The organism is Streptomyces sp. NPDC041940, from assembly GCF_055589465.1.
In genome coordinates, this window is record NZ_JBVJBP010000001.1 from 65891 (window position 1) to 89557 (window position 23667).

The 23667-nt window shown below is 71.7% G+C and carries 17 protein-coding genes; 12 read left to right on the forward strand and 5 right to left on the reverse strand.

Going from position 1 to position 23667, the window contains the following annotated elements:
- Positions 1 to 45: 45 nt before the first annotated feature.
- Positions 46 to 1929: an AMP-dependent synthetase/ligase gene (locus ACZ6I3_RS00280; RefSeq protein ID WP_469410613.1), complete on the forward strand. Its 1884-nt coding sequence runs from the start codon at positions 46 to 48 to the stop codon at positions 1927 to 1929.
- Between the two features lie 67 nt (positions 1930 to 1996).
- Here the strand turns inward: ACZ6I3_RS00280 and ACZ6I3_RS00285 are convergent, their stop codons facing one another.
- Both ACZ6I3_RS00285 and ACZ6I3_RS00290 read right to left on the reverse strand, forming a co-directional pair.
- Complete coding sequence (locus tag ACZ6I3_RS00285; RefSeq protein WP_469410614.1) at positions 1997 to 2452, reverse strand: response regulator; 456 nt, start codon at positions 2450 to 2452, stop codon at positions 1997 to 1999.
- Entirely contained in the window at positions 2449 to 6462 is a 4014-nt protein-coding gene (locus tag ACZ6I3_RS00290) for a HAMP domain-containing protein (RefSeq protein WP_469410615.1), read from the reverse strand. The genes ACZ6I3_RS00285 and ACZ6I3_RS00290 overlap by 4 nt, the downstream gene beginning before the upstream one ends.
- A gap of 192 nt (positions 6463 to 6654) precedes the next feature.
- On the opposite strand from ACZ6I3_RS00290, the gene ACZ6I3_RS00295 reads away from it, so the two are divergent.
- Both ACZ6I3_RS00295 and hemW read left to right on the forward strand, forming a co-directional pair.
- On the forward strand, positions 6655 to 9021 hold the full coding sequence (locus ACZ6I3_RS00295) for a SpoIIE family protein phosphatase (RefSeq protein WP_469410616.1): 2367 nt from the start codon (positions 6655 to 6657) through the stop codon (positions 9019 to 9021).
- A 49-nt stretch (positions 9022 to 9070) separates the two neighbouring features.
- A complete protein-coding gene (gene hemW / locus ACZ6I3_RS00300; protein ID WP_469410617.1) occupies positions 9071 to 10303 on the forward strand; it encodes a radical SAM family heme chaperone HemW in 1233 nt (410 codons plus the stop codon).
- Between the two features lie 111 nt (positions 10304 to 10414).
- On the opposite strand, the gene ACZ6I3_RS00305 is transcribed toward hemW, so the two are convergent.
- Both ACZ6I3_RS00305 and ACZ6I3_RS00310 read right to left on the reverse strand, forming a co-directional pair.
- Positions 10415 to 11212 carry a DUF3097 domain-containing protein gene (locus ACZ6I3_RS00305; protein ID WP_469410618.1) on the reverse strand — a complete coding sequence of 266 codons (798 nt, stop codon included), beginning with the start codon at positions 11210 to 11212 and terminating at the stop codon, positions 10415 to 10417.
- Positions 11213 to 11243: 31 nt separating this feature from the next.
- Complete coding sequence (locus ACZ6I3_RS00310; protein ID WP_469410619.1) at positions 11244 to 11975, reverse strand: MBL fold metallo-hydrolase; 732 nt, start codon at positions 11973 to 11975, stop codon at positions 11244 to 11246.
- A gap of 171 nt (positions 11976 to 12146) precedes the next feature.
- Between ACZ6I3_RS00310 and hrcA the strand changes: the two genes are divergently transcribed.
- From hrcA to ACZ6I3_RS00355, 9 genes are all read left to right on the forward strand, one after another.
- Positions 12147 to 13163 (forward strand): heat-inducible transcriptional repressor HrcA, encoded by a 1017-nt coding sequence (hrcA, locus tag ACZ6I3_RS00315; protein WP_469410620.1) that lies wholly within the window; start codon positions 12147 to 12149, stop codon positions 13161 to 13163.
- Positions 13163 to 14299: a molecular chaperone DnaJ gene (dnaJ, locus tag ACZ6I3_RS00320; RefSeq protein WP_189723487.1), complete on the forward strand. Its 1137-nt coding sequence runs from the start codon at positions 13163 to 13165 to the stop codon at positions 14297 to 14299. Before hrcA ends, dnaJ begins: the two co-directional genes overlap by 1 nt.
- Before the next feature lie 123 nt (positions 14300 to 14422).
- Positions 14423 to 15499 (forward strand): nitronate monooxygenase, encoded by a 1077-nt coding sequence (locus tag ACZ6I3_RS00325; RefSeq protein WP_469410621.1) that lies wholly within the window; start codon positions 14423 to 14425, stop codon positions 15497 to 15499.
- Positions 15496 to 16251, forward strand: a complete 756-nt coding sequence (locus ACZ6I3_RS00330) for a 16S rRNA (uracil(1498)-N(3))-methyltransferase (RefSeq protein WP_469410622.1) — start codon at positions 15496 to 15498, stop codon at positions 16249 to 16251. Before ACZ6I3_RS00325 ends, ACZ6I3_RS00330 begins: the two co-directional genes overlap by 4 nt.
- A 122-nt stretch (positions 16252 to 16373) precedes the next feature.
- A complete protein-coding gene (locus tag ACZ6I3_RS00335) occupies positions 16374 to 16928 on the forward strand; it encodes a hypothetical protein (protein ID WP_469410623.1) in 555 nt (184 codons plus the stop codon).
- Positions 16929 to 16973: 45 nt separating this feature from the next.
- Positions 16974 to 20177 (forward strand): S41 family peptidase, encoded by a 3204-nt coding sequence (locus ACZ6I3_RS00340; protein WP_469410624.1) that lies wholly within the window; start codon positions 16974 to 16976, stop codon positions 20175 to 20177.
- Between the two features lie 96 nt (positions 20178 to 20273).
- Positions 20274 to 20627, forward strand: a complete 354-nt coding sequence (locus tag ACZ6I3_RS00345; protein ID WP_469410625.1) for a histidine triad nucleotide-binding protein — start codon at positions 20274 to 20276, stop codon at positions 20625 to 20627.
- Positions 20628 to 20633: 6 nt separating this feature from the next.
- Positions 20634 to 21539 (forward strand): ribonuclease Z, encoded by a 906-nt coding sequence (locus ACZ6I3_RS00350; RefSeq protein ID WP_469410626.1) that lies wholly within the window; start codon positions 20634 to 20636, stop codon positions 21537 to 21539.
- Positions 21540 to 21559: 20 nt separating this feature from the next.
- Positions 21560 to 22552: an adenosine deaminase gene (locus ACZ6I3_RS00355; RefSeq protein ID WP_469410627.1), complete on the forward strand. Its 993-nt coding sequence runs from the start codon at positions 21560 to 21562 to the stop codon at positions 22550 to 22552.
- 11 nt (positions 22553 to 22563) lie between these two features.
- Here ACZ6I3_RS00355 and ACZ6I3_RS00360 read toward each other — a convergent pair whose 3' ends face one another.
- Positions 22564 to 23622: a heme/hemin ABC transporter substrate-binding protein gene (locus ACZ6I3_RS00360; protein WP_469410628.1), complete on the reverse strand. Its 1059-nt coding sequence runs from the start codon at positions 23620 to 23622 to the stop codon at positions 22564 to 22566.
- Positions 23623 to 23667: the final 45 nt, after the last annotated feature.

A 23667-nucleotide genomic window follows, 5' to 3' on the forward strand; every position in this document is an offset into this window, starting at 1 on the left:
AGCCGCACCTGAGCCAGCCGCCTGACGCGGGCCCCGGAGGACGTCGTGAGCGACACACAGACCCTGATCGAGAACCGTCCGCCGTCGGTGGCGGGCCTGTTCCTGGAGCGCGTGGCGGCCACGCCGGACGCCGAGGCCTATCGGTATCCGGTCCCATCGCCCTCCGGTCAGGGGCCGGACGAGTGGAAGTCGCTGAGCTGGGCGCAGGCCGCCGAGCGGGTCTACGCCATCGCGGCGGGACTCATCGAGCTGGGCGTGCGGGCCGAGCAGCGCGTCGCGCTCGCTTCCAGCACCCGGATCGAGTGGATCCTCGCCGACCTCGGCATCATGTGCGCCGGCGCCGCGACCACCACGGTGTACCCGCAGACCAACGCCGAGGAGTCCGCCTACATCCTGTCGGACTCCGAGAGCCGGGTGCTGATCGCGGAGAACGTCGACCAGCTGGCCAAGGCGAAGGAGAAGCGCGCCGAGCTTCCCGAGCTGACCCATGTCGTGGTCGTCGACCCGGCGGGTCTGGCGAACGAGGAGAGCGCCGACTGGATCCTCACCCTCGACGAGCTGGAGAAGCGCGGCGCGGCCCGCCTGGAGAAGGACCCCGACCTGATCAAGGAGCGGGTCGGCGCGATCACCAGGGACCAGCTCGCCACCCTCATCTACACCTCCGGCACCACCGGCCGCCCCAAGGGCGTACGCCTCCCGCACGACAACTGGTCGTACATGGCGAAGGCGATCGCCGCGACCGGCCTGGTCAGCAGCGAGGACGTGCAGTACCTGTGGCTGCCCCTCGCGCATGTCTTCGGCAAGGTGCTCACCTCCGGCCAGATCGAGGTCGGGCACGTCACCGCCGTGGACGGCCGCGTCGACAAGATCATCGAGAATCTGCCGATCGTGCAGCCCACCTACATGGCTGCCGTGCCGCGCATCTTCGAGAAGGTCTACAACGGCGTCGCCGCCAAGGCCCGTGCGGGCGGCGGGGCCAAGTACAAGATCTTCCAGTGGGCGGCCGAGGTCGCCCGCGAGTACGCCAAGGTCTCCCAGGACAACTTCCGGCGCACCGGCACGCTGTCCGTGCCCTTCGGTCTCGGCGCCAAGCACAAGGTCGCCGACGCGCTGGTGTTCGCCAAGATCCGTGAGGCCTTCGGCGGCAACCTGCGGGCCTGTGTCTCCGGGTCGGCCGCCCTCGCGCCGGAGATCGGGTACTTCTTCTCCGGCGCCGGCATCCACATCCTGGAGGGCTACGGCCTGACCGAGTCCTCGGCGGCTTCGTTCGTGAACCCGGGCGAGGCCTACCGCACCGGTACGGTCGGCAAGCCGCTGCCCGGTACGGAGGTGCGGATCGCGGACGACGGGGAGATTCTGCTGCGCGGCCCCGGCATCATGGAGGGCTACCACGGGCTGCCCGAGAAGACCGCCGAGGTGCTGGAGTCGGACGGCTGGTTCCACACCGGGGACATCGGGGAGCTGTCGGCCGACGGGTACCTGCGGATCACCGACCGCAAGAAGGACCTCATCAAGACCTCGGGCGGCAAGTACATCGCGCCGGCGGAGGTCGAGGGGCAGTTCAAGGCGGTGTGCCCGTACGTGTCCAACATCCTGGTGCACGGGGCCGACCGGAACTTCTGCACGGCGCTGATCGCGCTCGACGAGTTGGCCATCGTGGAGTGGGCGAAGGAGAACGGGCTCGGGGGGAAGTCGTACGCCGAGATCGTGGCCGCGCCCGCGACGGTGGCGATGGTCGACGGGTATGTGAAGCAGCTCAACGAGGGGCTTCAGAAGTGGCAGACCATCAAGAAGTTCCGGTTGCTGCCCCGGGATCTTGACGTGGAGCATGGTGAGATCACGCCGAGTCTGAAGTTGAAGCGGCCGGTTGTGGAGCGGGAGTACAAGCATCTGATCGAGGAGATGTACGAGGGATCTCGCGAGGCGTAGGGGGTGGCGGGGGCTGCGCGCGGCGGGTGCGGGTCCGTTGTGGCTTGTCGCGCCCTTCCCCGCGCCCCTAAGGGGCGTCACCCACCCGGCGTCGCAGGTCCTGGACCTGCGTGCGTAGGCGTTCCACCTCTCTGCCCTTGCGGTAGAGGTCCAGGAAGACGCTGACCTTTGCCCTGAGGACCCACGGGTCGAAGGGCTTGGTCAGGTAGTCGGCGGCGCCGGTCGCGTAGCCGCGGAAGGCGTAGCCCGAGTCGTCGTCCGCGCCGGTCAGGAAGATGATCGGGACGTCGCGGGTCTGGTCGAGGCGTTTGATGTGGGCGGCCGTCTCGAAGCCGTCCATGCCGGGCATGCGGATGTCGAGCAGGACCAGGGCGATCGGCTGCCGCAGCAGGGCCTTCATCGCCTCCTCGCCCGAACGGGCGCGCACCAGCGGTTCGTTGAGGGAGGCGAGGACGGCCTCCAGGGCGGTCAGGTTGTCCTCCATGTCGTCGACCAGGAGGATTCCGGCGTGGTCGGTGCTCATGACGGTCGGGCCTCCTCCTGCGAGTCCTCCATGGCCTCCGGCTCCAGGAGTTCGCACACGACCGTCAGCAGCCGGTCGATGTCCACCGGCTTGGGCACGTAGTCGTTGGCGCCGCGGGCGATGGACTTCTCCCGGTCGCCCGGCATCGCCTTGGCGGTCAGCGCCACGATCGGCAGGCCCGTCCAGCGGGGGGTGCGGCGGATGGCGGAGATGGTCTCGTAGCCGTCCATCTCCGGCATCATGATGTCCATCAGGACCAGTTCGACGTCCGCGCTGCGCTCAAGGGTCTCGATGCCCTCGCGGCCGTTCTCCGCATACAGCACGGTCATGCCGACCCGGCCCAGGACATGGGTGAGGGCGAACACGTTGCGGATGTCGTCGTCGACGATCAGCACCCGGCGCCCGGCCAGGATCCGGCCCGGCCTGCCGGACGTCCACGCCTCCAGCTTCGTCGGCGCCGGCCAGGCGTCCTCCGTGTCGTGTGCGGCCGGGTACGGTCCCGCGGTCGACTGGAGGGGCAGGGGCAGCGCCGTGCGCTCCTCCGGGACGGGCACCGGCGCCGTGTGGCCGGGGCTGACGACCGGGACGTACAGGGTGAACCTGGAGCCCTTGCCGGGCTCGCTCTCGGCGATGATCCGGCCGCCGAGCAGGCCCGCGATCTCCCGGCTGATCGACAGGCCGAGGCCGGTGCCGCCGTACTTGCGGTTGGTGGTGCCGTCGGCCTGCTGGAACGCCTCGAAGATCACCGGGAGTTTCTCCGGCGCTATCCCGATGCCCGTGTCGGACACGGCGAACGCGACGACGTCGTCGGTGTCCCGCACCCAACGGTGCTCGGTGTCCTGTACCCGGTCGACCCGCAGCTCGACCTTGCCCGACGCGGTGAACTTGATCGCGTTGGACAGGAGATTGCGCAGGATCTGCTGGAGCCGCTGTTCGTCCGAGTACATCTCGCGCGGTACGTCCTCGCCGACCGCGACCTCGAAGGCGAGCCCCCGGTCGATGGTGAGGGGGCGGAACGTGGCGTGGACGTAGTCGAGCAGCTTGATGAGCGGGAGCCGCTTGGGGCGTACGTCCATCCGGCCCGCCTCGATCTTCGACAGGTCGAGGATGTCGTTGATCAGCTGGAGCAGGTCCGAGCCCGAGCGGTGGATCGTCGTCGCGAACTGCACCTCCTGGTCGGAGAGACGGCCGTCCGGATTGTCGGAGAGCAGCCGGGCCAGGATCAGCAGGGAGTTCAGCGGGGTGCGCAGCTCGTGCGACATGTTCGCCAGGAACTCGGACTTGTACTGGGAGGACGTGGCCAGCAGGGCGGCCTTCTCCTCCAGCGCGGCGTTGGAGCGCTGCAGCTCGCCCTGCTGCTTCTGGAGTTCGTCCGAGCGTTCCTGGAGCTGCATGGCGAGGCGCTGGGACTCGCCGAGCAGGGACTCCGTGCGGGAGTTGGCGATGATCGTGTTGATGGCGACGCCGATGGTGTTGACGAACTGGTCGAAGAACGCCAGGTGTACGTCGGAGAAGCGGGAGAACGAGGCGAGCTCGATGACACCGAGGAGCTTGTCCTCGAAGAGGATCGGGATGATGACGATCGTGGTGGGGGCCGCCTCGCCGAGGCCGCTGTTGATCTTGATGTAGTCGGGCGGGGCGCCCTCCACCAGGATCCGCTTCTTCTCCCGGGCCGCCTGCGCGACCAGGCCGTGCACGGGCAGGCCGCCGGTCTCGACGGTCGCGTCCTGGGCGGCGCCGTAGCCGGCGATGAAGGCCAGGCCCTTGATCGGCACGGTGGTGCGCAGGGCCGCGCCGTCCTCGTCCGCCAGGTAGAACGCGCCGTACTGGGCGTTCACCAGCGGGGTCAGCTCGCGGAGTATCAGGTCGGCGACCTCCATCAGGTCGCGGTGGCCCTGCATCAGGGCGGCGAGGCGGGCCAGATTGGACTCCAGCCAGTCCTTCGCGCGGGTCGTCTCGCGGAGGTTGGCCACCATCAGGTTGATGTTGTCCTTCAGCTCGGCGACCTCGCCGCGCGTCTCGACCGTGATCGAGCGGGACATGTCGCCCTGGGCCACGGCGGAGGCGACCTCGGCGATCGCGCGGACCTGGGTGGTGAGGTTGAGTGCGAGTTCGTTGACGTTCGTCGTCAGGCGCTTCCAGGTGCCGTAGACGCCCTCGACCCGGGCCTGACCGCCCAGTTGGCCCTCGCTGCCGACCTCGCGGGCCACGCGGGTGACCTCGGAGGCGAAGGAGGACAGCGTGTCGACCATCGTGTTGATGGTGGTCTTCAGCTCCAGGATCTCGCCCCGCGCGTCCACGTCGATCTTCCGGGACAGGTCGCCCTGCGCCACGGCCGTCGCCACCTGGGCGATGTTGCGCACCTGGGAGGTGAGGTTGTCGGCCATGTAGTTGACGTTGTCCGTCAGATCCCGCCAGACGCCTGAGACGCCCAGCACCTGGGCCCGGCCGCCGAGCCGGCCGTCGGTGCCGACCTCGCGGGCGACGCGGGTGACCTCGTCGGCGAAGGCGCGCAGCTGCTCCACCATCGTGTTGACGGTGTCCTTCAGCTCCAGGATCTCGCCGCGGGCGTCGACCGTGATCTTCTTCGACAGGTCGCCGTTGGCGACGGCGGTGGTGACCTGGGCGATGTTGCGGACCTGGGAGGTCAGGTTCAGCGCCATGAAGTTGACGTTGTCGGTGAGGTCCTTCCAGACGCCGGAGACGCCCCGGACCTGGGCCTGACCGCCGAGGTTGCCCTCGGTGCCGACTTCGCGGGCGACCCTGGTCACCTCGTCGGCGAAGGCGGAGAGCTGGTCCACCATCGTGTTGATCGTGGACTTGAGCTCCAGGATCTCGCCCTTGGCCTCCACCGTGATCTTCTTGCCGAGGTCGCCCTGGGCGACGGCCGTGGAGACGAGGGCGATGTTGCGCACCTGGGAGGTGAGGTTGTCCGCCATGAAGTTGACGTTGTCGGTGAGGTCCTTCCAGACCCCGGAGACGCCCCGGACCTGAGCGCGGCCGCCGAGGTTGCCCTCGGTGCCGACCTCGCGGGCGACCCTGGTCACCTCGTCGGCGAAGGCGGAGAGCTGGTCCACCATCGTGTTGATGGTCGACTTGAGCTCCAGGATCTCGCCCTGCGCGGCGACCGTGATCTTCTGGGACAGATCGCCGTTGGCCACGGCCGTCGTCACCTGGGCGATGTTGCGGACCTGGGAGGTCAGGTTCGACGCCATGAAGTTGACGTTGTCGGTGAGGTCCTTCCAGACCCCGGAGACGCCCCGCACCTGCGCCCGGCCGCCCAACTGGCCCTCGGTGCCGACCTCGCGGGCGACGCGCGTGACCTCGTCGGCGAAGGCGGAGAGCTGGTCGACCATCGTGTTCACGGTCAGCTTCAGCTCCAGCAGCTCGCCGGTCGCCTCCACCGTGACCGTGCGGGTCAGGTCGCCCCGGGCCACCGCCGTCGTCACGGCCGCGATGTCCCGCACCTGGGCCGTCAGCCGGGACGCCATGGTGTTGACGGCCTCGGTGACGTCCCGCCAACTGCCCGACAGGCCCCGCACATTGGCCCGGCCGCCGAGCCGGCCCTCGGTGCCGACCTCGCGCGCGACCCGTGTCACCTCGCCCGTGAACAGGGACAGCTGATCCACCATCGTGTTCACGGCCCGGCCGAGACGGCGCAGGTCGCCGCGTAACTGCCGGGTCCCGTCGTGCAGATCGACCCGCTGGGTCAGATCGCCTCCGGCCACCGCGTCCAGCACCCGCGTGGCGTTCGCCGCCGGGGCGACCAGGGCGTCGAGCAACTGGTTCACGTCGTTGACGCGGGAGGTCCACAGGCCCTGGCCCGGGCTGGCCGAGAGGCGCTCGTCGAGCCGGCCGTGCCGCACCAGCTCCCGTCGGACGCGCTGCACCTCGGTGGTGAAGTGGACGCTGCGGTCCATGATCTGGTTGTGGACCGCGGTGAGTTCGGCCACCATCCCGTGGCCGGATTCCGGCACCTTGGTGAAGTCGCCGTCGCGTGCGGCGGTCATCGCGGCAAGTAGTGGACGTAGATCGGATGTACGAATCTGACCGTCTTCGTACCGGTCTTCGACCACAGGAGTAGCACTGTTCTCACTCATGGCGGCCCACTTCGGTAACTCGGCGCTTATGGGCGGGGCCAGTCTGTCACTCTGTCGGCATCGACTGTGGCGTATTCGTACGAACTGCCCGGGGAGCCGTCCATGGGGGCCATTCCGACGCAACGGGAGACCGCCTCCCGTGCCTCGCAGGCGCCTGCACACGCTTCGGAGACGCCTGCGTCCGGTGAGGACGCGCTCGTCTCCGAGGAGCCCGCACCGACTGCCGAGACGCTCACGCCCGACGCGTGCGCCCCGGCCTGCGCGGCGCCCGCACCCATATCCCAGGCGCCCGCACGGGAGTGCGCGCGGGCGCACGCGACCCTGTCCGGCAGCTCGCTCGCGCCGGGCACCGCACGCGCCCTTGTGCGCTCGGCGCTCGCCGAGTGGACCCGGCTCGGCCTGCCCGGCACCGGGCACCTCACCGACCGTCTCGCCGACGACGCCACGCTCGTCGTCAGCGAACTGGTCACCAACGCCGTCGTGCACGCCGGCACCGATGTCGAGCTGGAGTGCCGGCTGGAAGGCGCCGACGCTGGCCAGGGCGATGACGGCGGCGACGGCGGCGACAAGGAGACGGTCGCGCTCGTCGTCGAGGTCTGCGACCACCACCCCTCACGCGCCCCGCGCGGCGGCGAACCGGAGACACCGCACGACATGCCCGAGTACGGGCGCGGCCTGCGGCTCGTCGGCGCGCTCTCCGAGGCCTGGGGCATCACGTACCGCACGGGCCGCAAGACCGTCTGGGCGCGGTTGCCCGCCGGGGGGTGCGCGGCGGGCGAGCAGATCGAGGCGTACGCCGAGGAGCAGACGCTGGCGCGCGGGATGCGGGTGGCGGAGATCCTGGCGCCGGAGCCGCGCCAGGGCTGGGAGGCCGAGGGATCGGGTGCGGAGGACGCGGGGGATGCGGGGCACGCGGGGGAGTCGAGGGCGGCCGGACGGGGTCGGCGTGACGGGCGGGGCTCGCGGGACGCGCAGGAATCGCGGGACGCGCAGCACTCTCGTGGCTTACGGGACCGGCAGGGCTCACAGGACCCCCATGCCCTACGGGACCGGCATGACCCGCATGACGCCCGCGGCGCCCTACGGGACTCGCGTGACTGGAACGACGTACGGGACTGGCGGGACCGTCACGAGGGTGGCAGTGACGGGTGCGACGGTGCCTGGCTGGGCCGCGGGGCCCTCTCCTTCCTCGCGGAGGCCTCCGATCTGCTCGCCGGGCAGCTCGACGAGGATCTGGTCGCCGCGCTCGCCGGGCAGCTGATCGTGCCCCGGCTGGCCGACTGGTGCGCGGTGTGGCTGGAGGACGAGGCCACCGGCGGCGGCTGGAGCGGCGGGGCCGGAGCGGGCGGGGCGCGCCTGGCCCGGGTCTGGCACGGCAGCGAGAACCGCATCGAGGAACTGCGCCGGGCCCTGGAGAAGGACCCGCCGCACCCGTCCGACCCGCCCGGGTCCTGGCCCGTCGACTACCTCTGGCCGGGCGAGGCGCTCGGTGACGCGCCGGGCGAACCGGGTTCGGCACTCGCGTACCGGCTGGTCGCCGGGGGACGCCCGCTGGGCACCCTGGTCATCGGCCGCTCCGGGGCCGCCGGCTTCCCCGACGAGATCACCGGCCTCGTGGAGGACCTCAGCCGCCGCGTCGCCCTCGCCATCGGCGCCGCCCGCCAGTACGCCCGCCAGGCCACCATCAGCGCCGTACTCCAGCGCGGACTGCTGCCCGGCGCCGTCGCCGAGATCCCCGGGGTGCGCAGCGCGCTCGTCTACGAGCCGTACGACAAGGGCGGGCCCAGCGGCGACTTCTACGACCTGTTCCCGGCCGGTGACGGCCGCTGGTGCTTCGCCGTGGGCGACGTCCAGGGCAAGGGGCCCGAGGCGGCCGTCGTGATCGGCCTGGCCCGGCCCTGGCTGCGGCTGCTGGCCCGCGAGGGCTACCAGGTCGCCGACGTCCTGGACCGCCTCAACCAGCTCCTGCTCGACGACGCCACGGAGGCCGCCGACGCGGCGACCCGGGCGCTGGTGGCCGCGGGCGCCCGGCCGACCCCGCCGGGCGACGGCCCCCAGACACGCTTCCTGTCCCTGCTCTACGGCGAACTGGTCCCCTTCGACGGCGGCGTCCGCTGCACCGTCGCCTCCGCCGGGCACCCGCTGCCCCTGCTGCTCGGGGCGGGCGGCGAGGTCCACGCGACAGCGCGGCCGGGGACCCTCCTGGGCGTCGTCGAGGACGCCACGTACACCAGCGACACCTTCGAGCTGCGGCCCGGCGACACGCTGCTGTGCGTCACCGACGGCGTGACCGAGCGCCGCTCGGGATCCCGCCAGTTCGACGACGAGGACGGGCTCGCGGCGGCGCTGGCCGGGTGCGCGGGGCTGGACGCCGAGCTGATAGCCGAGCGGATCAAGCGGCTGGTGCACGAGTTCGGGGCGCGGCCCCCGGCCGACGATCTCGCGCTGCTGGTGCTGCAGGCGGAGTGAGCGGAGTGAGGAGGCGGAGCGAGCGCGCGGGTGCTGGACAATGGAAGGCATGCCTTCCGCACTTCCCGACGGCGAGCCCGTCCCCGACGACGGCTCACTGCCCGCGTCCGCGCTCGCCGGGGCCGCCGACCGTCCGCTCGGGTTCTATCTGCACGTCCCGTACTGCGCGACCCGCTGCGGCTACTGCGACTTCAACACCTACACGGCGACCGAGCTGCGCGGCACGGGCGGCGTGCTGGCCTCCCGCGACAACTACGCCGAGACGCTGGTCGAGGAGGTCCGCCTGGCGCGCAAGGTGCTGGGTGATGATCCGCGGCCCGTTCGTACGGTGTTCGTGGGCGGGGGAACGCCCACGCTGCTGGCCGCCGGTGACCTCGTACGGATGCTGGGCGCGATCCGTGACGAGTTCGGGCTCGCACCGGACGCCGAGATCACGACGGAGGCGAATCCGGAGTCGGTGGATCCGGCGTATCTGGCCGCGCTGCGGGAGGGCGGCTTCAACCGGATCTCGTTCGGCATGCAGAGCGCGCGGCAGCATGTGCTGAAGGTCCTGGACCGTACGCATACGCCCGGGCGGCCCGAGGCGTGCGTGGCGGAGGCGCGGGCGGCGGGGTTCGACCATGTGAACCTGGACCTGATCTACGGCACGCCGGGGGAGAGCGACGACGACTGGCGGGCCACGCTGAGTGCCGCGCTGGGGGCGGGGCCGGACCATGTCAGCGCGTACGCGCTGATCGTCGAGGAGGGCACGCAGCTGGCTCGTCGTATCCGCCGGGGCGAGGTCCCCATGACGGACGACGATGTGCACGCCGACCGCTATCTCATCGCCGAGGAGGCGCTGTCCTCGGCGGGCTTCGAGTGGTACGAGGTGTCCAACTGGGCGACCTCGGAGGCGGGGCGGTGTCTGCACAACGAGCTGTACTGGCGGGGGGCCGACTGGTGGGGGGCCGGGCCGGGGGCGCACAGCCATGTGGGCGGGGTGCGGTGGTGGAACGTCAAGCATCCGGGGGCTTATGCGGGGGCGCTGGCGGTGGGGCGGTCGCCGGGGGCCGGGCGTGAGGTGCTGTCGGAGGAGGACCGGCGGGTGGAGCGGATTCTGCTGGAGTTGCGGCTGCGGGAGGGGGTGCCGTTGACGTTGCTGCGGGAGGAGGGGCTGGCTGCCTCGCGCAAGGCGCTGTCGGACGGGCTGCTCCAAGAGGGTCCGTATGAGGGAGGGCGGGCCGTGCTCACTCTGCGGGGGCGGTTGTTGGCCGATGGGGTTGTTCGGGATCTCGTGGACTGAGGTGCTCGGCGTGGGTGCTGGGGGCGGGGTGGGTGCGCAGCCCGGCGTAGCGGGGTGCCGCTGCGCCCACCCGTGCCGCCCTTAGCGGCACGCATGCCCGCAGCTAAGCAGCTACGCAGTGACGAAGTCGATCAGTTCCTCCACCCTGCCCAGCAGCTCCGGCTCCAGGTCCTTGTACGACCGCACGCCCGACAGGATCCGCTGCCAGGCCGCGCCCGTGTTGGGTGGCCAGCCCAGGGCACGGCACACGCCCGTCTTCCAGTCCTGGCCGCGCGGGATCCGGGGCCAGGCCTCGATGCCGAGGGACGTCGGCTTCACCGCTTCCCAGATGTCGATGTACGGGTGGCCGACCACCAGGGCGTGCTCGCTCGTGACCGACTCGGCGATGCGCCACTCCTTCGAGCCCGGCACGAGGTGGTCCACCAGGACGCCCAACCGCGCGTCGGGGCCGGGGGCGAAGTCGGAGACGATCGAGGGCAGGTCGTCGACGCCCTCCAGGTACTCCACGACCACGCCCTCGATGCGCAGGTCGTCGCCCCACACCTTCTCGACCAGCTCGGCGTCGTGCCGGCCCTCGACGTAGATGCGGCCGGCGCGGGCGACACGCGCGCGTGCGCCGGGAACGGCCACCGAACCGGAGGCGGTGCGCGTGGGACGGGAGGGGCCGGACGACGGGCGGACCAGCGTCACCGGCCTGCCCTCCAGCAGGAAGCCGCGCGGCTCCATCGGGAACACGCGGTGCTTGCCGAAGCGGTCCTCCAGTGTCACCGTGCCCGCCTCGCAGCGGATCACCGCGCCGCAGAAGCCGCTCCCGGCCTCCTCGACCACCAGGCCCGGATCCGCCGGAACCTCGGGTACCGGCTTCGGCTTCTTCCACGGCGGGGTCAGGTCGGCGGAGTACTGGCGCATTCGAATGACGATAGGAGAAGGCGTACGGCGATCACCGCGACACGCCGAAACGCGCCGCCAGCGCGTCCCGCTGGGCCCGGACGAACGCCGCGTCCACCACCGCTCCGTGACCGGGCACGTACAGCGCGTCCTCGCCGCCCAGATCCAGCAGCCGGTCCAGGGCGGCCGGCCAGTGCGACGGCACGGCGTCGGGGCCCGCCTGGGGCTCGCCGGACTCCTCGACCAGGTCGCCGCAGAACACCACCTCCGGATCGCCCGGCACCAGCACCGCCAGGTCGTGCCCGGTGTGCCCCGGGCCCACGTTCGCCAGCAGCACCTGGCGGCCGCCGCCCAGGTCGAGCGTCCACTCGCCGGAGACCAGATGGCGGGGCGGGACCAGCCGCTCCGCCGACTCCCGCGCGACAGGCTCCGCCAGGCCGTTGCGTACCGCGTCCGCGCGCAGCTCCTCGCGGTCCCGCACGCGGGTGAGGACCGCGTCCACGCCCACGGCGCCGAACAGCTCCGTCTCCGGGAACGCCGCCGCTCCGAAGACGTGGTCGAAGTGGGGGTGGGTCAGCGCGAGATGCGTCACACGATGACCGGTGAGCGACTGCGCCTGTGTGCGCAACCGCGCGCCCTCGGCCGGGCTCGACCCCGCGTCGATCATGAGGACCGCGCCCTCACCGGCGACCAGTCCCGCCGTGCAGTCCCACACCGGAAGGCGGCACCGCCCCACCCCGGCGGCCACCCGCTCCCACCCGAGCTCTTCCCAAGTCACCGTCATACGGCGACGCTAGCGGTGACACCCGTCGCGGGCACGACAACGCACGACCAGCCTTGCCGGGGGTGCACCCCACCGCCGTACACTGGGCCGGGGAATGCTGGCACTCGCACGCGTAGAGTGCCAGGCCACGACAGGCAGGCAGCAGGCGGACGACTTCTGGAGGTGCGCGCGATGCTCAGTGAACGCAGGCTTCAGGTACTGCGCGCCATCGTCCAGGACTATGTCGGCACCGAGGAGCCCGTCGGCTCCAAGGCCCTCACCGAGCGGCACAGCCTCGGCGTCTCCCCGGCCACCGTCCGCAACGACATGGCGGCCCTCGAGGACGAGGGATACATCGCCCAGCCGCACACCAGTGCCGGGCGCATCCCCACCGACAAGGGCTACCGGCTGTTCGTGGACAAGCTGGCCGGCGTCAAGCCGATGACCGCGCCCGAGCGGCGCGCGATCCAGAACTTCCTCGAGGGCGCCGTCGACCTCGACGACGTCGTGGCGCGTACGGTTCGGCTGCTGGCGCAGCTCACGCGCCAGGTGGCCGTCGTGCAGTACCCGTCGCTGACCCGGTCGACCGTGCGGCATGTGGAGTTGCTCTCCCTCGCGCCCGCGCGGCTGATGCTCGTGCTGATCACGGACACCGGGCGGGTCGAGCAGCGGGTGGTCGACTGCCCGGCGCCCTTCGGCGAGGCCTCGCTCGCGGATCTGCGCGCACGGCTCAACAGCCGTGTCGCGAACCGCCGTTTCGCGGATGTGCCGAGTTTGGTGGAGGATCTGGCGGAGGCGTTCGAGCACGAGGACCGGGGTACGGTCTCCTTGGTGCTCTCCACGCTTCTGGAGACGCTCGTCGAGGAGAACGAGGAGCGGCTGATGATCGGCGGCACCGCCAATCTCACCCGCTTCGGGCATGACTTTCCCCTGGTGATCCGGCCGGTGCTGGAGGCGCTGGAGGAGCAGGTCGTGCTCCTCAAGCTGCTCGGCGAGGCGAAGGATCCGGGCGTGACCGTACGTATCGGTCATGAGAACGCCCACGAAGGACTCAACTCCACGTCCGTCGTGTCGGTCGGCTACGGTTCGGGCGGCGAGGCAGTCGCCAAGCTCGGCGTGGTCGGACCGACCCGCATGGACTACCCGGGAACGATGGGAGCGGTACGCGCAGTGGCACGGTACGTCGGACAGATCCTGGCGGAGTCGTAGTGGCCACGGACTACTACGCCGTACTCGGCGTGCGCCGCGACGCGTCGCAGGAAGAGATCAAGAAGGCCTTCCGGCGGCTCGCACGCGAGCTGCATCCGGACGTCAACCCCGATCCGAAGACCCAGGAGCGGTTCAAGGAGATCAACGCCGCCTACGAGGTGTTGTCGGACCCGCAGAAGAAGCAGGTCTACGACCTCGGCGGTGACCCGCTCTCGCAGGCCGCGGGCGGCGGCGCGGGCGGCTTCGGAGCCGGTGGCTTCGGGAACTTCTCCGACATCATGGACGCGTTCTTCGGCACGGCGTCGCAGCGCGGTCCGCGCTCGCGCACCCGCCGCGGCCAGGACGCCATGATCCGGATCGAGATCGAGCTCGACGAGGCCGCCTTCGGTACGACGAAGGACATCCAGGTCGACACGGCCGTCGTCTGCAACACCTGCAGCGGCGAGGGTGCCGCGCCGGGGACGAGCGCGCAGACGTGTGACATGTGCCGCGGTCGCGGTGAGGTGTCGCAGGTCACCCGGTCGTTCCTCGGCCAGGTCATGACGTCCCGGCCCTGCCCGCAGTGCCAGGGCTTCGGGACCGTGGTGCCGACGCCGTGCCCGGAGTGCGCCGGTGACGGCCGCGTGCGCTCCCGGCGGACCCTGACCGTGAAGATCCCCGCCGGTGTCGACAACGGCACGCGCATCCAGCTCGCCGGTGAGGGCGAGGTCGGGCCCGGTGGTGGTCCCGCCGGTGATCTCTACGTCGAGATCCACGAACTCCCGCACTCCACCTTCCAGCGGCGCGGCGACGACCTGCACTGCACGGTGACGATCCCCATGACGGCCGCGTGCCTCGGCACGAAGGTGCCGCTGGAGACGCTGGACGGCATGGAGGAGGTCGACATCCGCCCGGGCACCCAGTCCGGCCAGTCGATCCCGCTGCACGGCCGGGGCATCACGCACCTGCGGGGCGGCGGACGCGGCGACCTCATCGTCCACGTCGAGGTCCAGACCCCGACGAAGCTCGACCCCGAGCAGGAGCGACTGCTGCGCGAGCTGGCCAAGCTGCGCGGCGAGGAGCGGCCCACGGGGCAGTTCCAGCCCGGGCAGCAAGGGTTGTTCTCGCGGCTCAAGGATGCGTTCAACGGGCGCTGACGCGGGCGGTCCGGCCGCTGCCGGGGGTCCGGGGGTCGCCCCCCGGGCAGGCACAGCCCTCTGGTCTATGCCACACCGCAGGCCGGTTTCGGGGTTGTTCGGAGGACGTGACAACATGCGGTCATGTCCTCCGCGCTGACCGATCTCTTCCCGCACCCGATCGTGCAGGCCCCCATGGCGGGTGGCGTCTCCGTACCGCAGCTCGCCGCCGCCGTGTGCGAGGCGGGCGGGCTCGGATTCCTCGCCGCCGGGTACAAAACCGCCGACGGGGTGTACGAGGAGATCAAGCAGCTGCGGAGCCTCACGAGCAGGCCCTTCGGCGTGAACGTGTTCATGCCGCAGCCCGAGTACGCCGACCCCGCCGCCGTCGACGTCTACGCCCACCAGCTGGCCGGCGAGGCCACCTGGTACGAGGCCGAGCTCGGGGACCCCGACAGCGGTCGCGACGACGGCTACGAGACCAAGCTCGCGGTGTTGCGCGACAACCCCGTGCCCGTGGTGTCGTTCCACTTCGGCGTGCCGAGCCGCGAGGTCGTCGACACCCTGCACCGCGTCGGCACCTTCGTCCTGGCCGCCGCGACCACCCCCGACGAGGCCCGGGCCGTGGAGCGGGCGGGCGCGGACGGGGTCATCGCGCAGGGCGTCGAGGCCGGCGGCCACCAGGGCACGCACCGGGACATCCCCGAGCTGGACGGTTCCGGCATCGGGCTGCTGTCGCTGGTCGCCCAGATCCGGGAATCCGTGAACATCCCGATCGTCGCCGCCGGCGGCATCATGCGCGGCGGCCAGATCGCCGCGGTGCTCGCGGCCGGCGCGAGCGCGGCCCAGCTCGGCACCGCGTTCCTCGCCACGCACGAGTCCGGCGCGAACGCCCTGCACAAGCAGGCGCTGACCAACCCCCTGTTCGTGCGTACCGAGTTGACCCGGGCCTTCTCCGGGCGGCCGGCGCGCGGGCTCGTCAACCGTTTCCTGCGCGAGCACGGCCCGTACGCGCCGCCCGCCTACCCCGAGATCCACCACCTGACCTCGCCGCTGCGCAAGGCCGCCGCCAAGGCGGGTGACGCGCAGGGCATGGCACTCTGGGCCGGGCAGGGCCACCGGATGGCGCGGGAGCTGCCCGCCGGGCAGCTGGTGGAGGTGCTGGCCGGTGAACTCGCCACGGCACGCGCGGTGTTGTCGGGCGGAGGCGGCGTCCGATGACCGCGCCGGTGTTCGTGGTCGAGCACCTCGACGCGGGCGGTGCCAGTGGCAGTAGCGGTGGCCGGTACGTCCTCGACGGTCCGGAAGGGCGGCATGCCGTCTCCGTGAAGCGGCTGCGGCCCGGCGAGGACATCGTCCTCACGGACGGGGCCGGCCGCTGGGCGGACTGCGTCGTGCTCGACACCGAGGGCAAGGACCGGCTGATCGTCCGGCTGGACTCGGTGACCGAGGAGCCGGTGGAGCAGCCCCGGGTCACCGTCGTCCAGGCGCTGCCCAAGGGCGACCGCGGGGAGCTGGCCGTCGAGACGATGACCGAGGTCGGTGTCGACGCGGTCGTGCCCTGGGCGGCGGCGCGTTGCATCACGCAGTGGAAGGGCGAACGCGGGCTGAAGGCGCTGGGCAAGTGGCGGGCGACGGCCCGGGAGGCCGGGAAGCAGTCACGCCGCGTGCGGTTTCCGGAGGTCGCGGAGGCGGCTTCGACCAAGCAGGTCGCCGCGCTGCTGGCCGGTGCCGACTTCGCCGCCGTGCTCCACGAGAGCGGAGACGAGCCGCTGGCTACCGCCGAACTGCCGTCCTCCGGCGAGATCGTGCTGGTCGTGGGCCCCGAAGGGGGCGTTTCGCCCGAGGAGTTGGCGCAGTTCGAGGAGGCGGGGGCGAAGGCGTACCGGCTCGGGCGCAGTGTGCTGCGCACGTCGACCGCTGGGACCGCGGCTGCCGCTGTACTCCTGGCTCGGACCGGTCGCTGGTCCTGAGCCCGCACGGGCAGTGCGCGTCGGGACACCCGTCCGCTGTCCGTTGACGCGCCGGCCGCTGCGGGCCGTGGTGGCCGTATGCGCTCTACCGCCCCGCCCTCGTCGGTGGCAGGCTGCCTTCCATGGGGGCATCGAGGAGGACCGGGCGGGGCTCGCGAGGCCGGCGGGTCGCGGCCGTGGTGGCGTTCGCGGTGGTCGGCGTGGGCGGTGCCGTCGCCTGTGAACCCGGGGCGGGGATCAGTTCCGCGGCCGTCGCCTATACGACCGACGAAACCGTCACCAAGGAACTCAACCGGCAGAAGGCGGGCGTGCGTTGGCTGACCTGTACCGCCTCGTACGGGAACTCCGGCAAGGGCGGGAACGCGTCGCCCTCGGCGCGGGAGAAGACCGTCGCGACCGTCGACTGCGAGGGGGAGACGGAGGACGGGAAGGACATCACCGTCACCGGCAGGGTCACCCACGCCGTGGACGGCGAATGCGTGCGCGGGAAGATCACCGCCAAGGTCGACGGCAAGGTGTGGTTCGAGGTCGACGGGCTCGGCAACTGTGATGCCACTCCGTCGCCCGTGGGAGGCGGCCCGACGAACGGGCGGCCAGGACCCACCGTCACCGTGACCGTCACACAGACCATCTGGTGCGAGCGGTATCCGGACTGCCGGCCCGTCGAGGGCAAGTGATCCGAAGTCTGTCCGCGCGGCGTCGTCCCTGCATAGGGTGATCGGGTGACTCAGTCCGCATCGCCTGCTTACCTCCGGTTCCCCCACGTGCGCGGCGACCTGGTCGCCTTCACCGCCGAGGACGACGTGTGGCTCGCCCCTCTCGACGGGGGCAGGGCCTGGCGGGTCAGCGCCGACAACGTGCCGGTGACCCAGCCCCGCATCTCGCCCGACGGGACCACCGTCGCGTGGACCTCCACCCGCGACGGCGCTCCCGAGGTGCACATCGCCCCGGCCGACGGCGGGCCCGCCAAGCGGCTGACGTACTGGGGCAGTTCGAAGACCCAGGTGCGCGGCTGGACCCCGGACGGCGAGGTCCTGGCCACCAGCACCCAGGGGCAGGCGAGCCTGCGCCGCAGCTGGGCGCGTGCCGTCCCGCTCGACGGCGGTCCGGCCACCACCCTGCCGTACGGGCCCGTCGGCGACATCGCCTACGGGCCGAGTGTCGTCCTGCTCTCCGCGCCGATGGGGCGCGAAGCCGCCTGGTGGAAGCGGTACCGGGGCGGTGGCGCGGGCAAGTTGTGGATCGACCGGGACGGGGACGGGGAGTTCGTACGGCTGCATCAGGAGCTCGACGGGAACATCGAGTACCCGCTGTGGGCCGGCGACCGCATCGCGTTCCTGTCCGACCACGAGGGCACCGGCGCGCTGTACTCCTCCCTCGCCGACGGGTCCGACCTGCGGCGCCACACGCCGCTCGACGGGTTCTACGCCCGGCACGCCGCGACCGACGGCACCCGGGTCGTCTACTCCAGTGCCGGTGAGCTGTGGGTGCTCGACGATCTGGACGGGGCCGAGCCGCGTCGGCTGGACGTGCGGCTGGGCGGGCAGCGCGTCGATCTTCAGCCGTTTCCGCTGCACGCCTCCCAGTCGTTCGGGTCGGCGTCCCCGGACCACACCGCGCGCGGCAGTGCCGTCTCCGTACGCGGCTCCGTCCACTGGGTCACCCACCGCGCCGGCCCCGCCCGTGCCCTCGCCGCGACGCCCGGCGTGCGGGCCCGGCAGCCGCGTGCCTTCCGCGCCGACGGCGAGGAGTGGGTGGTGTGGGTGACGGACGCCGAGGGCGACGACGCCCTGGAGTTCGCGCCCGCCACCGGGCTCGCCCCGGGAGCGACGCCGCGCCGGCTCGCCGCCGGGCAGCTCGGCCGGGTGCTGGACCTCGCCATGTCGCCCGACGGCAGCCGCGCCGCCGTCGCCTCCCACGACGGGCGGCTGCTGCTCGTCGAGCGGGAGACGGGTGAGGTGCGGGAGGTGGACCGCAGCGAGGACGGTGATGTGTCGGGGGTCGTCTTCTCGCCCGACTCCTCCTGGCTGGCCTGGTCCCACCCCGGACCGCGGCCCCTGTCCCAGCTGAAGCTCGCCAACACCACCGACCTGTCGGTCACCGAGGCGACCCCGCTGCGCTTCCAGGACTACGCGCCGGCGTTCACGGTGGACGGCAAGCACCTCGCGTTCCTGTCGACCCGCTCCTTCGACCCGGTCTACGACGAGCACGTCTTCGACCTGGCCTTCGTGGAGGGTGCGAGGCCGCATCTCATCACCCTCGCGGCGACCACCCCCTCCCCGTTCGGGCCGCAGCGGCACGGCCGGTCCTTCGAGACGCCCGACCGCGAGGAGACCCCCGACAGCGAGGGCACCCCCACCACCCGCATCGACCTCGAAGGCCTCGCCGACCGCATCGTGCCCTTCCCGGTCGAGGCCGCCCGCTACTCCAACCTGCGGGCAGCGAAGGACGGCGTCCTGTGGCTGCGCCACCCGGTCGCCGGTGTGCTCGGCGCGTCCCGGGCCACCCCCGGCGACCCGGAGCCCAAGTCCGAGCTGGAGCGGTACGACCTCGCCCAGCAGCGCGTCGAGCATCTCGCCGTCGACGCCGACCACTTCGAGGTCAGCGGCGACGGCAAGCGGGTCCTGTTGTGGACCGACGGGCGGCTGAAGGTCGTCCCCAGCGACCGGCGCGCCTCGAACGACGACGACAGCGACTCCAACATCACCGTCGACCTCGGCCGCGTACGCCAGTTCATCGACCCGGCCGCCGAGTGGCGGCAGATGTTCGACGAGAACGGCCGCATCATGCGGGACCACTTCTGGCGGCCCGACATGAGCGGCGTCGACTGGACCGGCGTCCTCGACCGCTACCGCCCGGTCGTGGACCGGCTCGCCACCCATGACGACCTGGTCGACCTGCTGTGGGAGGTGCAGGGCGAACTCGGCACCTCGCACGCCTATGTCACCCCGCGCGGCGGCTACGGCCGCGGCGCCCGCCAGGGCCTGCTCGGCGCGGACATCTCCCGCCACGAGGACGGCAGTTGGCGCGTCGACCGCATCCTGCCCTCGGAGACCTCCGATCCCGACGCCCGCAGCCCGCTGGCCGCACCCGGTGTCGCCGTACGCCCCGGGGACGCGATCCTCGCCATCGCCGGACAGCCGGTCGACCCGGTCGCCGGGCCCGGCCCGCTGCTGATCGGCACGGCGGGCAAACCGGTGGAGCTGACCATCTCCCCGTCCGGCGGCGGCGACCCACGGCATGCCGTCGTCGTCCCGGTCGCGGACGAGGAGCCGCTGCGCTACCACGCCTGGGTCGCCGACCGGCGCGCCTACGTCCAAGAGAAGTCCGGCGGCCGCCTCGGCTATCTGCACGTCCCGGACATGCAGGCGCCCGGCTGGGCCCAGATCCACCGTGACCTGCGCGTCGAGGTCGCCCGCGAGGGCCTGGTCGTCGACGTCCGCGAGAACCGCGGCGGCCACACCTCCCAGCTGGTCATCGAGAAACTCGCCCGGCGCATCGTCGGCTGGGCCGTGCCCCGTGGCATGCGCCCCTTCAGCTACCCGGAGGACGCCCCCCGCGGCCCCGTCGTGGCCGTCGCCAACGAGTTCTCCGGCTCCGACGGCGACATCGTCAACGCGGCCATCAAGGCCTTGCGGCTCGGCCCCGTCGTCGGCACCCGTACCTGGGGCGGCGTCATCGGCATCGACAGCCGCTACCGCCTCGTCGACGGCACCCTCGTCACCCAACCCAAGTACGCCTTCTGGCTGGAGGGCTACGAGTGGGGCGTCGAGAACCACGGTGTGGACCCGGACGTGGAAGTCGTGCAGCGCCCCCAGGATTACGTAGCGGGCAGGGACGCCCAACTGGACGAGGCCATCCGACTCGCGCTGGAGGCCTTGGAGGCCAGTCCCGCAAAAACGCCCCCGACTGTGCCAACTCTTTAGGGGCGCGGGGAACTGCGCGACCAGCCACAACGCACCCGCAGCCGACGACGATACGATGCCCAAGTCGGACCACACGGCCCAACCCTCGGAGGAGACATGGCAGGGGAGCCCCAGGAAGACTGCCTGTTCTGCAAGATCGTCGCCGGCACCATCCCGGCGACCATCGTCCGCCAGACAGACACCACCATCGCGTTCCGCGACATCAACCCCCAGGCCCCCACCCACGTCCTGATCATCCCCAAGGCGCACTACGAGAACGCCGCCGCCCTCGCCGCCGCCGACCCCGGCCTCACCGCGGACGTGATCCGCGAGGCCCAGGCCGTCGCCGACGAGGAGAAGCTCGACAGCCACCGCCTCGTCTTCAACACCGGCAGCGGCGCCGGCCAGACCGTCTGGCACGTGCACGGCCACGTGCTCGGCGGCCGCGGCCTCGAATGGCCCCCCGGGTAGTCCGCCTTGTCCGTACGCGAACTCGTGGTCCTCGGCACCGCCAGCCAGGTGCCGACCCGGCACCGCAACCACAACGGCTACCTGCTGCGCTGGGACGGCGAGGGCATCCTGTTCGACCCGGGCGAGGGCACGCAGCGCCAGATGCTGCGGGCCGGGGTCGCCGCGCACGACCTGAACCGGATCTGCGTCACGCACTTCCACGGTGACCATTCCCTCGGCCTCGCCGGCGTCATCCAGCGCATCAACCTCGACAAGGTGCCGCACGCGATCACGGCCCACTACCCCGGCTCCGGGCAGCGCTTCTTCGACCGTCTCCGGTACGCCACCGCCTACCGCGAGACCGTCGGGATCACCGAGGCACCCGTCTCCGCCGACGGGCCCCTCGCCCGTACGGGCGGCTACACGCTGGACGCCCGGAAGCTGTCGCACCCCGTGGAGTCGTACGGCTACCGGATCGTCGAGCCCGACGGCCGCCGGATGCTGCCCGAGCGGCTCGCCGCGCACGGCATCAAGGGCCCGGACGTCGGCCGGATCCAGCGTGAGGGCTCGCTCGGCGGAGTTCCGCTCGACGACGTGAGCGAGACGCGGCGCGGGCAGCGGTTCGCGTTCGTCATGGACACCCGGCTGTGCGACGGGGTGTACGCGCTCGCCGAGGGCTGCGACATGCTCGTCATCGAGTCGACCTTCCTCGACGAGGACGAGCAACTCGCCGTGGAACACGGGCATCTGACGGCGGGGCAGGCCGCGCGGGTGGCCCGGGACGGTGGGGTGCGGCATCTGGTGCTGACTCACTTCAGTCAGCGATATTCCGACCCGGACGAGTTCGAGCGGCAGGCGCGGGCCGCCGGGTACGAGGGTGAGCTGACCGTGGCGCACGATCTACTGAGAGTGCCGGTTCCGAAGCGTCGGTGAATCAGCCGTACGATGAATTGATGTCCCTCCCCAAAGCCGAACTGCACCTTCACATCGAAGGCACCCTGGAACCGGAACTCGCCTTCGAGCTTGCCGCGCGCAACGGCGTCACGCTGCCGTACGCCGACACGGACGAGCTGCGCGAGGCGTACCGGTTCGAGGATCTGCAGTCCTTCCTGAACCTGTACTACGAGCTCATGGCCGTCCTGCGCACCGAGCGTGACTTCGAGGACCTGGCCAACGCATACCTCGCCCGCGCCGCCGCCCAGGGGGTCCGGCACGCGGAGATCTTCTTCGACCCGCAGGCCCACACCGGCCGGGGTCTTGAGATCGGCACGGTCGTCGAGGGGCTGTGGCGGGCCCTGGGCAGCAGCGAGGCGAACCACGGTGTCTCGACCCGGCTGATCCTGTGCTTCCTGCGCGACGAGTCCGCCGAGTCGGCCCTGGCGACCCTGGACGCGGCGAAGCCGTACCTCGACCGGATCACCGGCGTCGGCCTCGACTCGGCCGAGGTCGGGCATCCGCCGGTGAAGTTCCGCGAGGTCTACGAGGCCGCCGCCGCGCTCGGGCTGCGCCGGGTCGCGCACGCCGGTGAGGAGGGGCCGCCGGAGTACATCACCGAGGCGCTGGACATCCTCGGCGTGGAGCGGGTCGACCACGGTCTGCGCTGTGTGGAGGACCCGGCGCTGGTGGCGCGGCTGGTACGGGACCGGGTGCCGCTGACGCTGTGCCCGCTGTCGAACGTACGGTTGCGGACCGTCGACACCCTCGCCGACCACCCGCTGCCCGCCATGCTGGACGCCGGGCTCATGTGCACGGTGAACTCGGACGACCCGGCCTACTTCGGCGGGTACGCCGGCGAGAACTTCGACGCCGTGCGCGCCACCCTCGGCCTGAGCGAGGAGCGGCTGCGGGAACTCGCCCGCAACTCCTTCCTCGCCTCCTTCCTGGAGGACGACGAGGAGCTGCGGGCGCGGTATCTCGCCGAGGTGGAGGCCTACACCTTCCCGTAGGCCCGCCTGCCTCACTTCCCGTGGATGCGGTCCACCAGGATGTCGATGACCAGCGGCGTGCGCGGGCCGTAGCCGAGCAGCACGCCGTCCTCGACGTCGACGACGCGGCGGTTCATGCCGGCGGGGGTCTGGGCGATGCCGGGGATCTTGACGAGTCCGTCGAGGCCGCCGACGGACTCCAGGCCCTTCGACATCATCAGGATGACGTCCGGCTGGGCCTGGGCGAGGGCCTCGGTGGTGATCGGGGTGAACGGCTTGTCCAGGCCGGCTTCGGTGCCCGCGTCCACCGCGCCCGCCGCCTCGATCAGGGAGTCGGCGCCGGAGCCCTTGCCGCCGATCAGATAGACGGCCGCGCTGCCGCGCAGGTAGAGGAACGCGACCTTCGGCCTGCTGCCCTCGGGCACGGCGTCCCGGGCGGACGCGAGGTCGGTGCTCATCCGCCGGTTGAGCGCCTTGCCCGCGTCCGGGACGCCGAGGGCCTCGGCGATACGGGTCGTGCGCGTGGTGACGTCGGAGAGCTTCGTCGCCGGGTCGAGGACGACGACGGGGATGCCGGCGTCCCGGATCTGGTCGAGCGCCTCGTCGGGGCCGGTGTCGGTGTCGGCGAGCACCACGGTCGGCCGCAGGGACAGCACGCTCTCGGCGCTCACGTCGTGCGCCTTGGTGACCTGGGGGAGCTTCCTCGCCTCCGCGAACGTCGCGGTGATGTCGCGGCCCACGACGCGGTCGCCGAGCCCCAGCGTGAACACGATCTCCGCCACGCCGCCGTTGAGCGGCAGGATGCGGGAGGCGTCCTCGACGGTGACCTCGCGGCCGTCGGAGGAGTCGACGGTCACAGGCAGTTTCGGCGTGGGAGTCTCGCCCTTCAGGGGCGCGATCGTGTTCTTCGCGAGCTGTTTCCGGGCCTCCGCGGCACGGGCGTTCGCGGAGGCCGGTGCGGCGTCCGAGCCGCCCGAGGACGACGATCCGCCGCCCGGGCCGCAGGCGCCGGTCAGCAGTCCGAGGGTGAGGGCGAGTGCGGCGAGGGCGCGCCTGCGGGCGGGGGGACGGCATCTCGCTGAGTTGAGCATGGCTCCACTTTTCCTCTCACGCGACGCACAATTGACGGTTAGTTT

What these genes read in the sequence shown, in the direction of transcription:
- ACZ6I3_RS00285 (WP_469410614.1), bottom strand. Translation starts at nt 2,452, where the DNA reads ATGAGCACCGACCACGCCGGAATCCTCCTGGTCGACGACATGGAGGAC.
- ACZ6I3_RS00290 (WP_469410615.1), bottom strand. Translation starts at nt 6,462, where the DNA reads ATGACCGCCGCACGCGACGGCGACTTCACCAAGGTGCCGGAATCCGGC.
- ACZ6I3_RS00295 (WP_469410616.1), top strand. Translation starts at nt 6,655, where the DNA reads ATGGGGGCCATTCCGACGCAACGGGAGACCGCCTCCCGTGCCTCGCAG.
- hemW (WP_469410617.1), top strand. Translation starts at nt 9,071, where the DNA reads ATGCCTTCCGCACTTCCCGACGGCGAGCCCGTCCCCGACGACGGCTCA.
- ACZ6I3_RS00305 (WP_469410618.1), bottom strand. Translation starts at nt 11,212, where the DNA reads ATGCGCCAGTACTCCGCCGACCTGACCCCGCCGTGGAAGAAGCCGAAG.
- ACZ6I3_RS00310 (WP_469410619.1), bottom strand. Translation starts at nt 11,975, where the DNA reads ATGACGGTGACTTGGGAAGAGCTCGGGTGGGAGCGGGTGGCCGCCGGG.
- hrcA (WP_469410620.1), top strand. Translation starts at nt 12,147, where the DNA reads ATGCTCAGTGAACGCAGGCTTCAGGTACTGCGCGCCATCGTCCAGGAC.
- ACZ6I3_RS00325 (WP_469410621.1), top strand. Translation starts at nt 14,423, where the DNA reads ATGTCCTCCGCGCTGACCGATCTCTTCCCGCACCCGATCGTGCAGGCC.
- ACZ6I3_RS00330 (WP_469410622.1), top strand. Translation starts at nt 15,496, where the DNA reads ATGACCGCGCCGGTGTTCGTGGTCGAGCACCTCGACGCGGGCGGTGCC.
- ACZ6I3_RS00335 (WP_469410623.1), top strand. Translation starts at nt 16,374, where the DNA reads ATGGGGGCATCGAGGAGGACCGGGCGGGGCTCGCGAGGCCGGCGGGTC.
- ACZ6I3_RS00345 (WP_469410625.1), top strand. Translation starts at nt 20,274, where the DNA reads ATGGCAGGGGAGCCCCAGGAAGACTGCCTGTTCTGCAAGATCGTCGCC.
- ACZ6I3_RS00355 (WP_469410627.1), top strand. Translation starts at nt 21,560, where the DNA reads ATGTCCCTCCCCAAAGCCGAACTGCACCTTCACATCGAAGGCACCCTG.
- ACZ6I3_RS00360 (WP_469410628.1), bottom strand. Translation starts at nt 23,622, where the DNA reads ATGCTCAACTCAGCGAGATGCCGTCCCCCCGCCCGCAGGCGCGCCCTC.